This is a genomic window from Agromyces mediolanus, from assembly GCF_023715325.1.
In the GTDB taxonomy this organism is placed as follows: domain Bacteria; phylum Actinomycetota; class Actinomycetes; order Actinomycetales; family Microbacteriaceae; genus Agromyces; species Agromyces mediolanus_A.
The window spans coordinates 137,120-154,400 of record NZ_JAMBNX010000002.1 but is presented as its reverse complement, the minus strand read 5'-3'; the positions used below and the strand labels follow the sequence as shown (position 1 = coordinate 154,400).

Annotated in this window: 17 protein-coding genes; 4 read left to right on the top strand and 13 right to left on the bottom strand. The window is 72.0% G+C overall.

Annotated elements, in window-relative coordinates; all coding sequences use genetic code 11:
* Positions 1-72: 72 nt before the first annotated feature.
* Positions 73-1,851 (top strand): acetyl/propionyl/methylcrotonyl-CoA carboxylase subunit alpha, encoded by a 1,779-nt coding sequence (locus M3147_RS04480; RefSeq protein WP_251202282.1) that lies wholly within the window; start codon positions 73-75, stop codon positions 1,849-1,851.
* A 116-nt stretch (positions 1,852-1,967) separates the two neighbouring features.
* Here M3147_RS04480 and M3147_RS04475 read toward each other — a convergent pair whose 3' ends face one another.
* The 6 genes from M3147_RS04475 to M3147_RS04450 form a co-directional block, all read right to left on the bottom strand.
* Positions 1,968-2,480, bottom strand: coding sequence for a hypothetical protein (locus tag M3147_RS04475; protein ID WP_251202281.1), 513 nt, complete (start codon positions 2,478-2,480; stop codon positions 1,968-1,970).
* A 52-nt stretch (positions 2,481-2,532) separates the two neighbouring features.
* Positions 2,533-3,360: an MBL fold metallo-hydrolase gene (locus M3147_RS04470; RefSeq protein ID WP_251202280.1), complete on the bottom strand. Its 828-nt coding sequence runs from the start codon at positions 3,358-3,360 to the stop codon at positions 2,533-2,535.
* A 64-nt stretch (positions 3,361-3,424) separates the two neighbouring features.
* On the bottom strand, positions 3,425-4,600 hold the full coding sequence (locus M3147_RS04465) for an adenosylhomocysteinase (RefSeq protein ID WP_251202279.1): 1,176 nt from the start codon (positions 4,598-4,600) through the stop codon (positions 3,425-3,427).
* Positions 4,601-4,627: 27 nt separating this feature from the next.
* On the bottom strand, positions 4,628-5,260 hold the full coding sequence (locus M3147_RS04460) for a dihydrofolate reductase family protein (RefSeq protein WP_251202278.1): 633 nt from the start codon (positions 5,258-5,260) through the stop codon (positions 4,628-4,630).
* Positions 5,260-5,766: an SRPBCC family protein gene (locus M3147_RS04455; protein WP_251202277.1), complete on the bottom strand. Its 507-nt coding sequence runs from the start codon at positions 5,764-5,766 to the stop codon at positions 5,260-5,262. The genes M3147_RS04460 and M3147_RS04455 overlap by 1 nt, the downstream gene beginning before the upstream one ends.
* Positions 5,763-6,104 (bottom strand): ArsR/SmtB family transcription factor, encoded by a 342-nt coding sequence (locus M3147_RS04450; protein ID WP_251202276.1) that lies wholly within the window; start codon positions 6,102-6,104, stop codon positions 5,763-5,765. Before M3147_RS04450 ends, M3147_RS04455 begins: the two co-directional genes overlap by 4 nt.
* 301 nt (positions 6,105-6,405) lie before the next feature.
* On the opposite strand from M3147_RS04450, the gene M3147_RS04445 reads away from it, so the two are divergent.
* The gene (locus tag M3147_RS04445; RefSeq protein WP_251202275.1) at positions 6,406-7,911 is read left to right on the top strand and encodes a nucleobase:cation symporter-2 family protein; all 1,506 of its coding nucleotides are present in this window, start codon (positions 6,406-6,408) and stop codon (positions 7,909-7,911) included.
* A 173-nt stretch (positions 7,912-8,084) separates the two neighbouring features.
* On the opposite strand, the gene M3147_RS04440 is transcribed toward M3147_RS04445, so the two are convergent.
* Together M3147_RS04440 and M3147_RS04435 are read right to left on the bottom strand one after the other, a co-directional pair.
* Positions 8,085-8,978, bottom strand: a complete 894-nt coding sequence (locus M3147_RS04440; protein ID WP_251202274.1) for an endonuclease domain-containing protein — start codon at positions 8,976-8,978, stop codon at positions 8,085-8,087.
* A gap of 304 nt (positions 8,979-9,282) precedes the next feature.
* Entirely contained in the window at positions 9,283-10,713 is a 1,431-nt protein-coding gene (locus M3147_RS04435; RefSeq protein ID WP_251202273.1) for an NAD(P)H-quinone dehydrogenase, read from the bottom strand.
* Positions 10,714-10,798: 85 nt separating this feature from the next.
* Between M3147_RS04435 and M3147_RS04430 the strand changes: the two genes are divergently transcribed.
* Complete coding sequence (locus M3147_RS04430; protein ID WP_251202272.1) at positions 10,799-11,626, top strand: purine-nucleoside phosphorylase; 828 nt, start codon at positions 10,799-10,801, stop codon at positions 11,624-11,626.
* A 58-nt stretch (positions 11,627-11,684) separates the two neighbouring features.
* Positions 11,685-13,394 carry a phospho-sugar mutase gene (locus M3147_RS04425; RefSeq protein WP_251202271.1) on the top strand — a complete coding sequence of 570 codons (1,710 nt, stop codon included), beginning with the start codon at positions 11,685-11,687 and terminating at the stop codon, positions 13,392-13,394.
* A gap of 38 nt (positions 13,395-13,432) precedes the next feature.
* Here the strand turns inward: M3147_RS04425 and M3147_RS04420 are convergent, their stop codons facing one another.
* The 5 genes from M3147_RS04420 to M3147_RS04400 form a co-directional block, all read right to left on the bottom strand.
* Positions 13,433-13,717 (bottom strand): PTS sugar transporter subunit IIB, encoded by a 285-nt coding sequence (locus tag M3147_RS04420; protein WP_251202270.1) that lies wholly within the window; start codon positions 13,715-13,717, stop codon positions 13,433-13,435.
* The gene (locus tag M3147_RS04415) at positions 13,714-14,166 is read right to left on the bottom strand and encodes a PTS sugar transporter subunit IIA (RefSeq protein WP_251202269.1); all 453 of its coding nucleotides are present in this window, start codon (positions 14,164-14,166) and stop codon (positions 13,714-13,716) included. Before M3147_RS04415 ends, M3147_RS04420 begins: the two co-directional genes overlap by 4 nt.
* A 73-nt stretch (positions 14,167-14,239) precedes the next feature.
* Positions 14,240-15,355, bottom strand: coding sequence for an adenosine deaminase (locus M3147_RS04410; protein WP_251202268.1), 1,116 nt, complete (start codon positions 15,353-15,355; stop codon positions 14,240-14,242).
* Positions 15,356-15,503: 148 nt separating this feature from the next.
* The gene (locus M3147_RS04405; protein WP_251202267.1) at positions 15,504-16,805 is read right to left on the bottom strand and encodes a thymidine phosphorylase; all 1,302 of its coding nucleotides are present in this window, start codon (positions 16,803-16,805) and stop codon (positions 15,504-15,506) included.
* A gap of 2 nt (positions 16,806-16,807) precedes the next feature.
* Complete coding sequence (locus M3147_RS04400; RefSeq protein ID WP_251202266.1) at positions 16,808-17,254, bottom strand: cytidine deaminase; 447 nt, start codon at positions 17,252-17,254, stop codon at positions 16,808-16,810.
* Positions 17,255-17,281 lie beyond the last annotated feature (27 nt).

Sequence of the window (17,281 nt, the reverse complement as noted above, 5' to 3'; positions counted from 1 at the left end):
CACCATGGACCCGCGTGTTTTTGTGGGAGCCCTTCAAAGCCGAGGGGGTCCCGCGCAATAGAGTGGAGAACTATGCCGCGCATCACCAAGGTCCTCATCGCCAACCGTGGCGAGATCGCCGTCCGCGTCATCCGGGCGGCCCGCGACGCCGGAATCGGCTCGGTCGCCGTCTACGCCGACCAGGACCGCGACGCGCGCCACGTGAAGCTCGCCGACGAGGCCTACGCCCTCGACGGCGCCACGAGCGCCGACACGTACCTCGTCATCGACAAGCTGCTCTCCGTCGCCCGCCGCTCCGGCGCCGACGCGGTGCACCCCGGCTACGGCTTCCTCGCCGAGAACCCCGACTTCGCCCGCGCGGTCATCGCCGCCGGCCTCGTCTGGATCGGGCCCTCCCCCGAGGCCATCGAGCGCCTCGGCGACAAGGTCTCCGCGCGGCACGTCGCCGAGAAGGTCGGCGCGCCCCTCGCCCCCGGCACGCTGAACCCGGTCGCCGGCGCCGACGAGGTGCTCGAGTTCGTCGACCAGCACGGCCTTCCGGTCGCCATCAAGGCCGCCTTCGGCGGCGGCGGCCGCGGCCTGAAGGTCGCCCGCACCCGCGAAGAGGTACCCGAGCTCTTCGACTCGGCCACCCGCGAGGCCGTCGCCGCCTTCGGCCGCGGCGAGTGCTTCGTCGAGAAGTACCTCGACAAGCCGCGCCACGTCGAGACCCAGTGCCTCGCCGACCAGCACGGCAACGTCGTCGTCGTCTCGACCCGCGACTGCTCCCTGCAGCGCCGCCACCAGAAACTCGTCGAGGAGGCCCCCGCGCCGTTCCTCAGCCAGGTCCAGATCGACGCCCTGTACTCGGCCTCGAAGGCCATCCTGAAGGAGGTCGGCTACGTCGGCGCGGGCACCTGCGAGTTCCTCATCGGCCAGGACGGCACCGTCTCCTTCCTCGAGGTGAACACCCGCCTCCAGGTCGAGCACCCCGTCTCCGAGGAGGTCACCGGCCTCGACCTCGTCCGCGAGCAGTTCCGCCTCGCCGAGGGCGGCGTGCTCGACTACGACGACCCCGAGGCGAGCGGCCACTCGATCGAGTTCCGCATCAACGGCGAAGACCCGGGCCGTAACTTCCTGCCCGCGCCCGGCCCGATCCACCAGCTCCGCTTCCCCGGTGGCCCCGGCATCCGCGTCGACTCCGGCGTGACGAGCGGCGACGAGATCTCCGGCGCCTTCGACTCGCTGCTCGCGAAGCTCATCGTGACCGGCAAGGACCGTCAGGAGGCGCTCTCCCGCGCCCGCCGCGCCCTCGACGAGTTCGAGGTCGCGGGCCTGCCGACCGTGCTGCCGTTCCACCGCGACATCGTGACGAACCCCGCGTTCGCCCCCGAGGGCGAGCAGCCCTTCTCGATCTACACGCGGTGGATCGAGACCGAGTACGACAACACGCTCGAGCCCTGGTCGGGCGAGCTCGAAGAGGTGCGCGGCCCGGCTGCGCGCGCGAGCGTCGTCGTCGAGGTCGACGGCCGCCGCATCGAGGTGTCGCTGCCGAAGAAGCTCGTCGGCACGGCCGGCTCCAACGGCGGCGCGTCGAACGGCGCCCCGGCGCCCCGCCGACGCACGGCCGGCGGCTCCGTCGACACCGCGACCGGCGACGCCGTGAAGGCGCCCATGCAGGCCACGGTCGTGAAGGTCGCGGTCGCTCAGGGCGACAAGGTCGTCAAGGGCGACCTCGTGCTCGTGCTGGAGGCCATGAAGATGGAGCAGCCGATCATCGCGCACAAGGACGGCATCGTCGGCGTCGTGAACGCCGAGGCGGGCGTCACCGTGTCGAGCGGGCACCTGCTGCTGTCGATCGCGGACGCGTAGGGCGACCGCGAGTCAGGTCACGGAGTTCCGCGTCGGCCCTCCCGGACCGGACCGGCGCACGGATCTCGTGTGCCGTCCTCGGCACGGCAGCTGCGCCCTGAGTCGCAGAACGCCGGTCAGCACACTTCCTGGGAGTGCTCGGTCAGGATCCAGCGCCCGCCCTCGGGCACGAGCACGACGGTGCCGCAGTCGGCTGAGCCGTAGGTGACGAACAGCTCGGCGCGGTCGGCCGCCTCGCTGATCGTCTCGACCTCGGCATCCGCGCTCTCGCCGAGCGCCGCGTAGAGCTCCGCGGTCGTGGCGATCATCTCGGCGCAGCCGCCGAGCGGGATGCCGCCCGCGGCGAGCTCCGCCAGCATCCTTTCGACCAGTTCATCGCTCAGGTAGGAGCAGGCCAGCTCGACCTCGGGCTCACGGCTCGCCGCGAGCCAGGTGCGGAAGCTCTGCTCCGGGGTCTCCCTCGCCGCGGGGCTCGACGAAGGGGGCGACGAGGACGCCGGGGCCGATGCAGCCGCGGTGGGCGCGGCTCCGTCGACCGGCGCGCCCGCGCACCCGGCGAGCACGCCCGCGAGGAGCGTCGCGGCGAGCAGGGGGCGGATGGCGCGGCGAAGCGAGCGAGACGTGGTCACCGTCTCATCTTGCCGGGTTCCGAGCCGCGGCCGCGACGCCCGCCCTCGACCGTCAGCCCGGCCCGGTGAGGTGGTCGAAGTCGCCGCGAGCCCAGGCGGCGTGCCGGTCCGCCGAGGCGCGCAGTCGAGCCTTCCCCTCGGAGCGGATGGCGCCCCCGAAGTTGCCGTAGACGCGGTCGAACTCGTAGCGCTCGACGTGATCGGCGATCCGCAGCACGACCCCGGCGGACAGCGGGATCCGGTTCGGGTACGAGCGCATGAAGGCCAGCGACTCCCCGTCGGGGTTGACCCCGATCGTGTCTCCGGTGAGCAGCACCCCGGCCCCGTCGCGCCCGGCCCAGTGCACGACGCAGCTGCCAGGGAAATGCCCGCCGGGCTGCGAGGCGAAGACCCCGGGGACGAGCTCGATCTCGCCGTCCCAGTACACGACCGGCTCCGGCGTGACGCCGAGCCACTCGCGGTCCGCGTTCGAGACGTACACCGTTGCGCCGCCGAGGGCCCGCGACCACTGCGACTGCAGGCCGTACATGTGCGGGTGCGAGGCGATGATCGCGGCGAGCGGGCCGAGCGCGCGAACCGCCTCGACCGCGCGCTCGGTGATCGAGGCCGGCACCTCCACCATCACGTTCCCCGCCTCGGTGACGACGACCTTGGCCTGCTGGTCGATGCCGGGGCCGCCATCGACCGCGATCGACCACAGCCCGGGCTCGGTCTCGAACACCTCGATGCCCCCGGCGAAGTCGGCCGGGTCGACCCAGTGCTGCCGCCGGTCGGGGGCGAGGTACTGCCGTTCATCGGCGCAGATCGGACAGATCTCCGGAAGCGCCTCGGGGTCGTACTCGACGCCGCAGACGGCGCACTGCAGGACGGATGGATTCATGCGGGCTCCTCACCTCGAACCCCAGTCTCGAACCTCAAGCACACTCGAGGTCAAGCGCCCGGCATCACCGCCACGTCTCGACGAGCCGCGTCGCGAGTGCCCGGTCGACGTCGGCCGGCACCGCGTGCGGCCCGGTGAACGGCGCCCGCCCCGTGGCGATGGCGGCGAGGCTCGCGGCCTGCAAGGAGAGGCCGAGGTCCATCGCCTGGATGGGGTTCCCGCTCGCGGCGACGAGGTTGATCATGCGGGTGCCGTGCAGCACGACGATCTCGCGGCCGTCGGGCATCCGATAGAGCGTGCGCGCCGAGCCGTCGCCGCCCGGCACGGACAGCGAGCGCCGCTCGAGGGCCGCCTCGGCGAGCGCGGCGAGGTCGAGCTCGTAGGGTTCGTGCCCGACGCCGGCGACGATGAGCCCGTCGGGCAGCAGCGGGAACGCCTCGGCCGGCACGACGTCGGGATGCCCCGTCGCGAGGAAGAGGGCATCCGATGCCGGCAGCAGCTCGTCGAGCGGGCCCACCCGGTGGCCGTGCATGATCGCCTCGAGCGCCCGGTACGGGTCGGCATCCACGACGCTCACTCGGGCGCCGAGGCGCTGCAGGGTGTCGGCGACGCCCTTGCCGCAGGGGCCGTAGCCGATGACGGTGGCGCGAATACCGGGCAGCATCGCGTTGGTCGCGTTCATGAAGCCCTGCACGATGCTCTGCCCGACGCCGAACTCGTTCTCGACGAGCAGCTTCAACGGGCTGTCGTTGATCACCACGACCGGGAAATCGGCAGCGACGTCGAGTTCGCGCAGGCGACGCCCGCCCGTCGTCGTCTCCTCGGTCGCGCCGAGGAAGCCGGCCCCGCGCGGGCCCCCGCGCAGCACGAGCTCGATCATCTCGCCGCCGTTGTCGAGCAGCAGGTCGGGCTCGGCGGCCACGACCCGCGCGACGTTGCGGGAGTGCTCGGCCGGGTCATCCGTCCGCTCCCCCACGACGGTCGCGCCGAGCTCGGCGAGCGCCGACGCCGTCTCGGGGACGGTGGTGCCGAGGTTGCCGGTGATCGTGACCCGGGCGCCGACCCGGAGCAGCCACTGCACGAGCACCCCCGTCTTCGGCTCGGTGTGCAGGCAGATGCCGACGTGGCGTCCGGCGAACGCGTCGGCGTGCTCGCGCATCGTCGCGGCGAGCACGGGCATCGAGCGGGCGGCCCAGTCGAGCGCGGGGAACCCGCTCGGCGGGAGGTGGAGATCGGTCATCGGGGGGTCCTTTCCGCTGACCGAAACCTACCGCGCCGGCTCCGTGACGCGCACCCGGTAGCGGAGGTGGCTCGTGAGCGGCGACGACTCCACGCCCGACTGCTCCACGCCGATCCGCGCGGCGTCGATGCTCTCGAAGAGACGCACCCCTGCTCCGAAGAAGACCGGCGACACCGCGAGATGGAACTCGTCGACGAGCCCCGCGTTCAGCGCCTGCACGATCGTCTCCGCTCCGCCGGCGATACGGATGTCGCGCGGACCGGCCGCCGCGCGGGCCCGCTCGACCGCGGTCTCGACGCCGCCGGTGACGAAGAAGAAGGTGGTGCCGCCGGCGCGCACCCAGGGCTCGCGCGGCGTGTGGGTCGCCACGAACACCGGCGTGTGGAACGGCGGCTCCTCCGGCCACATGGCCTCGCCGGCGTCGAACATGCGCCGGCCAATGACGCTCGCCCCGGTGCGCTCGAAGGTCTCGCGGACGATCTCGTTGTCGCGCCCCTCCTCGCCGCCGGTGCCGAGCTGCAGATTCTCGCGGAAGTGCTTCTGCCGGAAGACCCACTGCTGCAGCTGCATCCACTGCCGGCCCATCAGCTCGTCGGCCGATGCCGGGGCGATGAAGCCGTCGAGCGACATCGAGACGCTGAAGAACACCGTGCCGGCCATCAGCGCACCCCCGGCGTTCGGAGCCGGCGTTCGACGTAGGCTGCGAGCTCGGCGAGCGTCTGTCGCCCGCCCTCGATCGCGCCGTGCCGTTCGATCGCGGCATCCCGCAGCTCCCGGCTCGGGAACACCGTCAGCATCCGGACCGCGGTCGACTCCCCGCGCTGCTCGAAGCTCAGCACGGACTCGAAGGCGTCGGGATCGCCGTCGTGCTCGCCGTGGAGCATGGCGATGCGCTCGGGCGCGACGATCTCGGTCCAGGTGATCCACTCTGGGTACTTGGTGCCGTCCGGCCCGTGCATCACGAACGCCCAGACCCCGCCCTCGCGGAACTCGAAGGAGCGTGTGGTCGTCGTGAAGCCGTGCGGGCCCCACCACTGCGCGAGATGCCGCACCTCGGTGAAGGCCTCGAACACGAGGTCCCTCGGGGCGTCGATCACCCGGGTGATCACGATCTCGCGGTCGGCCGTGGCCGACTCCGCACCGTTCGTCGCCGCGTCGTCCGTCATTCCGCGCTCCTGTTCTGCGTGAGGTCCTGCACGTACGCGTCGAGCCGCTCGAAGCTCTCGTTCCAGAACTGCTCGAAGCCGCCTGCCCACTCGTGCACGGGCTCGAGGCCGCGCGCGTCGAGCGCGTAGACGCGCTGTCTGCCGTCCCGCCGGTCGTGCACGAGCCCGACCTCCCGCAGCACGCGGAGGTGCTTCGACGCCCCGGGCTGGCTCAAGCCGAGCGCCTCGGCGATGGAGGTCGCAGGGCGCTCACCGGCGCGGAGCAGCATCAGGATGTCTCGTCGCTGCGGTTCGGCGATCGCATTGAAGACGTCGGAGGTGGTCGCTGCACGGGCCATTCCCGCATCATATGCCCATATGGGAAAGCATTGCAAGCCGGCGGCGCTCGACTCATGGACGATCGACAGTCCGATCGACGATCCGATCGACAATCCCTTCGGCATCCCTTGACAGCCCGAAAGCCGAGTGCTTCACTCTTCTCACTAACTGGAATCAGCTTTCCATATTATGGAAGCTCATCCTTCGGCAGCGTCGCCGACCTCACGTCGGTGCACCCTGCCACCTCGGGCCGTTCCCCACACGGCTCCGGTGAAGACACATGCGAAACCGCATCAACCGCAACCGACAGCAGAGGAACCAATGGGACGCACACGATCGGGCGCGAAGCCCGCCCCCGCCAGGCCCGAAGACACGAAGCTCGGACTCGGCCCGACCTTCGCCTACGGGCTGCAGCACGTGCTCACAATGTACGGCGGCATCATCGCCCCGCCGCTCGTCATCGGGCAGGCCGCCGGCCTCAGCCAACTCGAGATCGGCGTGCTGATCGCGTGCGCGCTCTTCATCGGCGGCCTCGCCACGATCCTGCAGACCATCGGCGTCCCGTTCTTCGGCTCGCAGCTGCCGCTCGTGCAGGGCGTCTCCTTCGCGGGAGTCGCCACGATGCTCGCGATCCTCTCCGGGGGCGGCGGGCTGCCGGCGGTGTTCGGCGCCATCATCGCCTCCGCCGTGATCGGCATCATCATCGCCCCGTTCTTCGCGATGATCGTGAAGTTCTTCCCGCCCGTCGTCACCGGCGTCGTGATCACTTCGATCGGCCTCACCCTGATCCCGGTCGCCGGGACCTGGGCGATGGGCGGCGCCGGGGCGCCCGACTTCGGCGACCCGGCGAACCTCGGCCTCGCGGGCATCGCCCTGCTCCTCATGGTGCTGCTGACGAAGTTCGGCACCCCGGCGCTCGCTCGCCTCGCCATCCTGATCTCGCTCGTGCTCGCGACCGTCGTCGCCGCCGCGTTCGGCCGCGTCGACTTCGCGGGCGCCCTCGAGGGGCCGATCTTCGCCGTGCCGACGCCGTTCCAGTTCGGCCTGCCGACCTTCGAGCCCGCGGCGATCATCTCGATGCTCATCGTCGTGCTCGTCACCTTCACCGAGACGACCGCGGACATCCTCGCCGTCGGCGAGGTCGTCGGAACGAAGGTCGATTCCAAGCGGATCGCGGCGGGCCTCCGCGCCGACATGCTCTCGAGCGCCGTCTCGCCGGTCTTCAACTCGTTCATGCAGAGCGCGTTCGCGCAGAACGTCGGACTCGTCGCCATCACGCGCGTCAAGAGCCGCTACGTCGTCGCTGCGGGCGGCGTCGTGCTCGTGCTCCTCGGCGTGCTGCCCGTGCTCGGACGGATCGTCGCGGCCGTCCCGACGCCCGTGCTCGGCGGCGTCGGCGTGGCGCTGTTCGGAACCGTCGCCGCGAGCGGCATCGCGACCCTCTCGAAGGTCGACTACAAGAACAACCTCAACCTCATCATCGTCGCGATCTCGCTCGCCTTCGGCATGCTGCCGGTCGTGCTGCCGACGTTCTACGACGCGTTCCCGACGTGGTTCCAGATCATCTTCCACTCCGGCATCAGCTCGGCGACGATCATGGCCGTGCTGCTGAACGTGCTGTTCAACCACGTCGTGCGGCGCTCGAACTCGCGCGGCGACCGCTCGACGTTCGTGGCGGCCCCGACCCGGCTCGTGCCCGAAGAAGCGCTCACCGCGCTCGAGGAGGGCGACTACTACGTCGGCGGCAAGCTCATCGACAAGGACGGCTCCGAGGTGAGGATCGTGCCCACGGGGTCGATCCCCGCCGTCGAGCCCGACCGGCCCTGACCTCGCTCGCACCCCTCGCACCCCCTCGCACAACTCAGGAACATCTGGCGGTTATGGACCGCGAGACATCTCGCCCGGCCCGCGATCTCGCGGGTCGGGCGAAGTGCGTTCCTGAGTTGTGCGGGCGCGCAGGATGCCGCGAGCAGCCGGTGCCGGGCTACCGTCGGTGCGGGCTACCGTCGGCGCGGGAGGCGGGCCCGGCGAACCGTCGCGAGAGCCTCGACGATCAGCCGGGTCGCGAGCTCCGGCTGCTCCACCACGGTGCGCGCGGGCAGCCGCAGCACCGGGTAGCCGAGCGCGAGCAGCCTGGCGTCCCGGCGCCGATCGGCCTCGAACTGCGGCTCGGCGGCGTGGTAGCGATAGCCGTCGACCTCGATGACCAGGCACCGCTCCACGAGGGCGTCGACCCGGGCCACCCCCGGAAACTCGACCTGCTGGACGAACGCCACTCGGAGTGCGAGCAGGATCTCGACGAGGTGGGACTCGGCGCCCGAACCCGAACCGGCGAGCAGGGTCATCGGCGCCCGCTCGCGCGACCAACTCGCATCGAGCAGGGTCTGCGCGGTCGAGAGCCGGAGCGCCCCGGCGGCGACCGCCGACTCGAACGCCGCGCGCACGTCCGCGCGCGGCGCGCACCCCGCGGCATCCGAGAGCGCCTCGTGCAGTTCGACGCGCCAGCTCGACGCGCGCGACGGCCTCCGCAGCACGGGGCGGTCGCGCCAGTGCACCCGGCACGGCCGGGCAGGATACCGGTCGGCGCGCATCCCGCCGTCGTCGTCGCTGCGCCATCGGAGCCTGGACGCGTTCCGCGGGAGCGTGATGTGCGTCGCCTCGTCGCGGAAGCCGCCCCAGAGCCCGTAGCTCCGCAGCGCGCTCAGGCATCCGACCCGGCCGCCGAGCCGGACCGCGACCCGCCCGTCGAGCGGCGCGGCGGGCGTCGCGAAGTAGCCGCGGCGGATCCGGAGGACCGCCCCGCCCCGAACGGCCGCCGCGAACTGCACGTCGCGGAAGCCTCGGTCGAGAAGCTCGCTGCGGCAGGCGATACCGCCGAGCGCGGTGATTGCCATGACGAGACGCCGTTCCACGCCTCACATGGTCTCCGGCCCCGCCGCCGCGGACGGCGGTACGGCTCAGGAACGGGGATGACTCGACGAAGGCCTGCCGTGTGGAGGACGAGCCATCCGCGCGCCGCGCCCGCCCGCGGCCGCGCCCGCGCCCGCGCCTGAGAGAACTCAGGAAGCCCACCCGCGCGATCCGCGAGAACCCGGGCCCGACGCGGATCCACGACCCGCATAACTGCCAGATGTTCCTGAGTTGTGTCAGGGGGGTGAAGGTGGGAGGGGGTGAGGGAGGGTGCGGGCGGCGGCGGCGTCAGCGCACGACGTGCATCGCGCGGGCCGCGTCGGTGAGCGACCCCGAGAGCGAGGGGTACACCGGGAACGCCTCGGCGAACTGGTCGACCGTGAGGCGGTGCTCCACGGCGAGCGCGAGCGGGAAGATCAGCTCCGAGGCCTTCGGCGCGACGATCACGCCGCCGATGATCGCGCCGGACCCGGCCGAGGCGAAGAGCTTCACGAAGCCGTCGCGGATGCCCATCATCTTCGCCCGCGGGTTGGAGGCGAGCGGCAGCTTGTAGACGGTTCCGGGGACGACGCCCTCCTCGATCTCCTTCTGCGTCCAGCCGACGGTCGCGATCTCCGGCTGGGTGAAGATGTTCGAGGTGATGTTGCGGTTCTCGGGCGGGTTCACGACGTCGCCCATCGCGTGGAACACGGCCGTGCGGCCCTGCATCGACGCGACGGAGGCGAGCGGCAGGAAGGTCGTGCAATCGCCGGCGGCGTAGATGTTCGGCATCGAGGTGCGGGCGACCCGGTTCACCCGGATGTGCCCGGACTCGGTGAGCTGCACGCCGGCCTCCTCGAGGCCGATGCCGTGCGTGTTCGGCACCGAGCCGACGGCCATGAGGCAGTGCGAGCCGCGCACCTCGCGCCCGTCGGTGAGGGTTGCGACGACCGAGTCGCCGTCGCGCACCACGGACTCGGCGCGGGACTTGTTCATGACCTTCATGCCGTTGCGGGTGAAGACCTTCTCGATGACCGCCGCGGCGTCGGCGTCCTCGCCGGGCAGCACCTGGTCGCGGCTGGAGATGAGCGTCACCTTCGCGCCGAGCGCGCGGTACGCCGAGGCGAACTCCGCCCCCGTCACGCCGGAACCGACGACGATGAGGTGCTCGGGGATCTGCTGCAGGTGGTAGAGCTGCGTCCAGGTGAGGATGCGCTCGCCGTCGGGCACCGCGGTCGGCAGCACGCGCGGGGTCGCGCCGACCGAGATGACGAGGGTGTCGGCCTCGATGCGGTCGAAATCGGTGCCGCCCTTCGAGGTCGAGACGATGACGGCGTTCGCGCCGTCGAGGCGCCCCTCCCCCTGCACGAGGTGCACGCCCGCTTCGATGAGGTTCGAGCGCATGTCCTCCGACTGCTGGGCGGCGAGGCCGAGCAGGCGCTTGTTCACGGCCGCCAGGTTGATCGCGACCCTCGGCTTCACGGCCTTCTCGGACTCGCCCTTCGCGTAGAACTGCACGCCGAGGTCGGCGGCTTCCTTCACCGCGTTCGACGCCTCGGCGGTCGCGATGAGCGACTTCGACGGCACGACGTCGGTGAGCACCGCGGAGCCGCCGACGCCGGCCCGTTCGATGAGCGTGACTTCGGCGCCGAGCTGCGCGGCGGCGAGCGCCGCCTCGTACCCGCCGGGACCGCCTCCGAGGACAGCGATTCTCTGGGTGCGCTCGAATTCATAGGCCATGCTCAACATTCTGGCGCAGGCCGCGAAAGGGCAGCAAACGAGCAGGCGGATGCCACGGCCCTCCCGTGCTGATTAGCATGGTGGGATGACCGAGCAGAACCCCCTCGACGACCCCGCCGCCGACCCCTTCGTGGTGGCCCAGCAGGCGGCCGACCGCATCGCCGAGCTCACCGGGATCGCCCGGCACGACCTGGCCCTCACCCTCGGCTCCGGCTGGGGCAAGGCCGCCGAGATCATCGGCGAGACGACGCACACGATCCCCGCGACCGAGGTGCCCGGCTTCTCGAAGCCCGCGCTCGAGGGTCACGTCGGCACGCTCCGCTCGGTGCTGCTGCCGAACGGCAAGCGGGCGCTCGTCATCGGGGCGCGCACCCACTACTACGAGAACCACGGCGTGCGCCGCGTCGTGCACTCGGTGCGCACCGCCGCCGCGACCGGCGCGAAGACGATGATCCTCACGAACGGCGCCGGCGGCATCAAGTCGCACTGGAAGCCGGGCACGCCCGTGCTGATCAGCGACCACATCAACCTCACCGCCGACTCGCCGCTCGAGGGCGCCACGTTCATCGATCTCACCGATCTGTACTCGACGCGGCTGCGCGAGCTGGCCCGGTCGATCTCGCCCGAGCTCGACGAGGGCGTCTACTGCCAGTTCCGCGGGCCGCACTACGAGACGCCGGCCGAGGTGCAGATGGCGAAGACCATCGGCGGCCACATCGTCGGCATGTCGACGGCGCTCGAGGCCATCGCCGCGCGCCAGTCCGGCATGGAGGTGCTCGGCATGAGCCTCATCACGAACCTCGCCGCCGGCATCCAGACCACCCCGCTCAGCCATGAGGAGGTCATCGAGGCGGGCCGCGAGGCCGAGCCCGTGATCTCCAAGCTCCTCGCGGACATCGTCGCCGCGATCTGAGCCCAGCGCCGCCCTGTTGGCGGCTCCGGCGTTTCGCCGACCCCGAAAGGACCATCGGATGCCCGAGCAGCACCCCACCGACGACGCCCGCGTCGCCCTCGCCGAGGCCTGGCTGGCCCAGGACCCCGACCCCGAGACGCGGGAGGAGCTGAGCGGCATCCTCGACGCCGTCCGCGCCGGCGACGGCGCGGCGGCGGCCGAGCTCGCCGACCGCTTCGACACCCGGCTCGCGTTCGGCACGGCGGGCCTCCGCGGCGAGATCGCCGCAGGACCGAACCGGATGAACCGCGTGCTCGTGGCGCAGGCGGCCGCCGGGCTCGCCGCCTACCTGCTCGAGCAGGCGGCCCCGGGCGAGTCGCCCTCCGTGGTGATCGGCTACGACGGCCGCAAGAACTCGGCGGTGTTCGCCCGCGACTCGGCCGAGATCATGGCGGGGGCCGGCGTGCGCGCCGTGCTGCTGCCGCGGCTGCTGCCGACGCCCGTCACGGCGTTCGCGGTGCGGCACCTGGGCGTGAGCGCCGGGGTCATGGTCACCGCGAGCCACAACCCGCCGAACGACAACGGCTACAAGGTGTACCTCGGCGGCGAGCACGGCGGTTCGCAGATCGTCTCCCCCGCCGATGCCGAGATCGCCGCGCACATCCTGCGCGTCGCCGAGACCGCGCAGGTGCCCGAGCTGCCGCGCGGCGCGTTCGAGACCGCCGACGAGTCGGTCGTCGACGCGTACGTCGCGGCGACGGCGCTGGTGGCCGGTGGCGCACCCGCCGCCCAGCCCAAGGTCGCCTACACGGCGATGCACGGCGTGGGCTGGGAGACGACGGCCAAGGTGCTCGCGGCCGCGGGATTCGACGAGCCGACGCTCGTCACGGCCCAGATCGAGCCCGACCCGGCGTTCCCGACGGTTGCCTTCCCGAACCCGGAGGAGCCGGGCGCCATGGATCTCGCGTTCGCCACCGCCCGCGAGGCCGGGGCGGAGCTCATCGTCGCGAACGATCCCGACGCCGACCGGCTCGCCATCGCGATCCCCGATACGACCGCCGCCGAGGGCTACCGGCGCCTCACCGGCAACGAGGTGGGCCTGCTGCTCGGCTGGCAGGCGGCCGAGCGCGCCGTCGCGGCCGCGACGGGCGACGGGGGCCCCGAGGGGACCCTCGCCTGCTCGATCGTCTCCTCCCCCGGCCTCGAGACCGTGGCGCGCCACCACGGACTGGAGTTCCGGGCTACGCTCACGGGCTTCAAGTGGATCTCCCGGGCGCCGGGCCTCGTGTTCGGCTTCGAGGAGGCCCTCGGCTACCTCGTGAACCCGGGCACGGTGCGCGACAAGGACGGCATCTCCGCCGCGGTCGCCTTCCTCGCGCTCGCCGCCGAGCTGAAGGCCGCGGGCCGCACGGTCGCCGACCATCTCGACGAGTTCGTCGAGCGCTTCGGCTGCTTCGCCTCCGCCCAGGTCTCGATCCGCGTCACCGACCTCGCCCGCATCGCTGAGGTGATGGCCCGGCTCCGCGCGAACCCGCCCGCGGAGGTCGGCGGCATCCGCGTGGAGCGCATCGAGGACCTCGCCGAGGGCGGCGAGCTGCCGCCCTCGGACGTGCTGCGCATCGTGCTCGCGGGCGGCGGGCGCGTGATGGTCCGCCCGAGCGGCACCGAGCCGAAGCTCAAGGTCTACATCGACGCCGTCTCCGACGAGGGCACCGTCGCCGAGCGGCGGGCCGCGGCGACGGCTGCGGCGTCCGCACTCGAGGCGGGCATGCGCGAGCTCGTCGCCTGAGCACCGGGGCCGCCGACGGCTCGGGCGCCCGCTCCGGCTCAGCCGAGCGAGCGCTCGAGCAGCACGGCGAGCTCGTCGAGGTCGAGGAAGTTCCGCACCTCGACGATCTCGGCGTAGTTGCGTCCGATCGCCCGGCGCACCGCCGCTGCGAGCTCGGTGGAGGTCAGGATGACCTGCGCATCGCTCGCCGCGCGGGCGACGCCCTCGAGGTCGCTCGCGCTCACCTCGGCGTCGATGCCGAGGCGGTCGAGCACGCGCTCGGCGTTGACCTTCAGGATCGCCGAGGTGCCGATCCCGGCGCCGCACACGGCCACGATCCTCATCGTCCGGCCTCCAGCCCGAGGATCGCGCGCACCTCGTCGGCGCTCGCGGCCGCAGCGAGCCGCTCGACCGCGTCGTGGTCGTTGAAGGCGTTCGCGAGGGCGGCGACGCTCGCGACGTGCTCCTCCGCGTTCGCCACCGCGAGGCCGACGATCACGCGAACCGGGTCGTTGTGCGGGTGGCCGAACGCGACCGGCTCGGCGAGCGTGACGACGGAGAGCCCCTCGTGCAGCACGTCGGGGCCGGGTCGGGCGTGGGCGAGCGCGAGCCCGGGCGCGATCACGACGTAGGCCCCGAACTCGTCGATGACCGAGATCATCCGCTCCGCGTACTCGATGCGCACCGCGCCGGCGCGCGTCAACGCCCGGCCGGCCTCACGGACGGCGGCGCGCCAGTCGGCGGCGTGCACGCGAAGGGCGACGGCCTCGTCGGGGAGCGGCGGGAGGATCACTGGCGGTTCCGTTTCACAGCCCGGCGGTGTTCGTGGCGCGGCGGGCAGGTTGCGACGGGGTCGTCGCGGCCGGTCAGGCCTCGTCGAACCCGTCTTCGATCAGCTCGGCGAGTTCTTCGCGATCGTCGAGCGGGAGGAAGGCGGCGGCCGCCGCGTTCAGCTGGAACGCCTCGAGGTCGTCGAGGTCGTAGCCGAAGGCGTCGGAGAGGAGCGCGAGCTCGCGGGTGAGCGACGTGCCCGACTGGAGCCGGTTGTCGGTGTTCACGGTGACCCGGAAGCCGAGCTGGTAGAGCAGGTCGAAGGGGTGGTCGACGAGTTCGTCGCCCCAGGCCGCGATCGCGCCGGTCTGCAGGTTCGAGGACGGGCTCGTCTCGAGCGCGATCTCGCGGTCGCGCACCCACTGGGCGAGCTGGCCGAGTGAGACGTAGGTGTTCTCGTCGTCCTGGCGCTCGATGATGAGGTCTTCCGCCAGGCGCACGCCGTGGCCGAGACGGAGGGCGCGGCCGTCGACGAGGGCGCTGCGGATCGAGTCGAGGCCGTCGGCCTCCCCGGCGTGCACCGTCACCGGCAGGAACTGTCCCGCGAGGTAGTCGAACGCGGTGCGGTGACGGCTCGGCAGGAAACCCGCCTCGGCGCCGGCGATGTCGAAGCCGACGACACCGCGGTCGCGGTGGCGCACGGCGAGCTCGGCGATCTCGAGTCCGCGGTCGGCGTGGCGCATCGCGGTCACGAGCTGGCCGATGCGGATGCCGCGGCCCTGGTGCCGGGCGTCGTCGATCCCCTGCTCGATGCCCGCCTGCACGGCCTCGACCGCCTCGTCGAGGCTGAGGCCCCGGACGAGGTGCTGCTCGGGCGCCCAGCGCAGCTCGCCGTAGATGACCCCGTCGGCCGCCAGGTCCTGCACCGATTCGCGCGCGACGCGGGTGAGCCCCTCGCGGGTCTGCATGACCGCGGTGGTGAGCTCGAAGGTCTTCAGGTACTCGACGAGCGAGCCCGAGTTCGACTGGGTGGAGAACCACTCGGCGAGGCCGGCCTCGTCGGGGGCGGGCACGTCGAGGTCGATCTCCTCGGCGAGTTCGATCAGGGTCTGCGGGCGCAGGCCCCCGTCGAGATGATCGTGCAGGCTGACCTTGGGCAGGCTCCGCAGCTCGGTCCCGTCGCCCTCGAGGCGGTACTCAGTCGTGTCCACGAGTCAACGATAGCCGGTCACAACTCAGGAACATCTGCCGAATACGGCGAACGTCGCGTCGCGGCATCCTTGGAATTCCGGGGATGCCGCGCGCGACGTTCCTGAGTTGTGTGACGCGCGCCTCGCGCTCAGCGGGCGCGCCGCGCGCTCAGCGGCCGATGCGGTCGGCGATGAGCGGCCCGCCGTCCTGCACGGGCTCGCCCGGATCGCCGATGCGCCAGGCGCCCTCGACGGCCTCGAGCGCCCGAGCGAAGCGCTCCGGCTCGTCTGCGGCGAGGGTGAACAGCGGCTGGCCCGCGCGCACCTCGTCGCCGGGCTTCGCGTGCAGCTCGATGCCCGCGGCGTGCTGCACCGGGTCCTGCTTGCGGGCGCGCCCCGCCCCGAGCCGCCACGCGGCGATGCCGAACGGCAGCGCATGCTGCTCGACGAGCACGCCGTCGCGGTCGGCCGTGACGACGTGGTGCTCGCGGGCGACCGGCAGCTCGGCATCCGGGTCGCCGCCCTGCGCCGCGATCGCGCGCCGCCAGGTGTCCATCGCCCGACCGTCGTCGAGGGCTCCTTCGACGTCCTCGCCGTCGCGACCGGCGACGGCGAGCATCTCGCGGGCGAGCGCGATCGTGAGCTCCCGCACGTCGGCGGGGCCGCCGCCGGCGAGCACCTCGACGGACTCGCGCACCTCGTTCGCATTGCCGATGGTGAGACCGAGCGGCACGTTCATGTTGGTGAGCAGGGCGCTCGTCGCGACGCCGGCGTCCTCGCCGAGCTCGACCATGGTGCGGGCGAGCTCGCGCGAGCGCTCGATGTCCTGCAGGAACGCACCCGAGCCGAACTTCACGTCGAGCACGAGCGCGCTCGTGCCCTCGGCGATCTTCTTCGACATGATCGAGGAGGCGATGAGCGGGATCGCCTCGACCGTGCCGGTGATGTCGCGCAGCGCGTAGAGCTTCTTGTCCGCCGGGGCGAGGCCCGCGCCGGCTGCGCAGATCACGCCGCCGACATCGCGGAGCTGCGCGAACATCTCGTCGTTCGTGATCTCCGCGCGCCAGCCGGGGATGGACTCGAGCTTGTCGAGGGTGCCGCCCGTGTGCCCCAGCCCGCGGCCCGAGAGCTGCGGCACGGCGACGCCGAAGGTCGCGACGAGCGGCATCAGCGGCAGGGTGATCTTGTCACCGACGCCGCCCGTCGAGTGCTTGTCGCTCGTCGGCTTGCCGAGCCCCGAGAAGTCCATCCGCTCCCCCGAGGCGATCATCGCCATCGTGAGGTCGCGGATCTCGCGACGGGTCATCCCGTTCAGGAAGATCGCCATCGTCATCGCGGACATCTGCTCGTCGGCGACGTAGCCGCGCGTGTACGCCTCGACGAGCCAGTCGATCTCGGCGGTCGTGAGCTCGCGCCGGTCGCGCTTCGCTCGGATCAGGTCGACGGCGTCGAAGGCCTCGACTCCGGCCATGGTCACTCTCCCTTGCTGGGGCCGGCGGAGTCCTCCGCCTGGCCGCGGTAGACGGCGAGGGTGCGCGGGCCGAACGCGTCCGGCAGCACCTCGTCGATGGTCTTGAATCCGGAGACGGTGTCGAGCAGCATCCCCTCCGCCGAATGCTCGAAGAGCAGCTGGCGGCAGCGCCCGCACGGCATCAACGTCTCGCCGTGGCCGTCGACGCAGGCGAACGCGACGAGCTTGCCGCCGCCGGACATCACGAGGGCGGAGACGAGCGAGCACTCCGCGCAGAGCGTCACCCCGTAGGAGGCGTTCTCCACGTTGCAGCCGGAGACGACGCGGCCGTCGTCGACGATCGCGGCCGCGCCGACGGGGTACTGCGAGTACGGCACGTAGGCCTTCGCCATCGCGTCACGGGCGCGCTCCCGGAGGAGCTCCCAGTCGATCTCTTCGGTTCGGGTCATGGGGCTCCCCTTTCCGGGCAGTGCTTG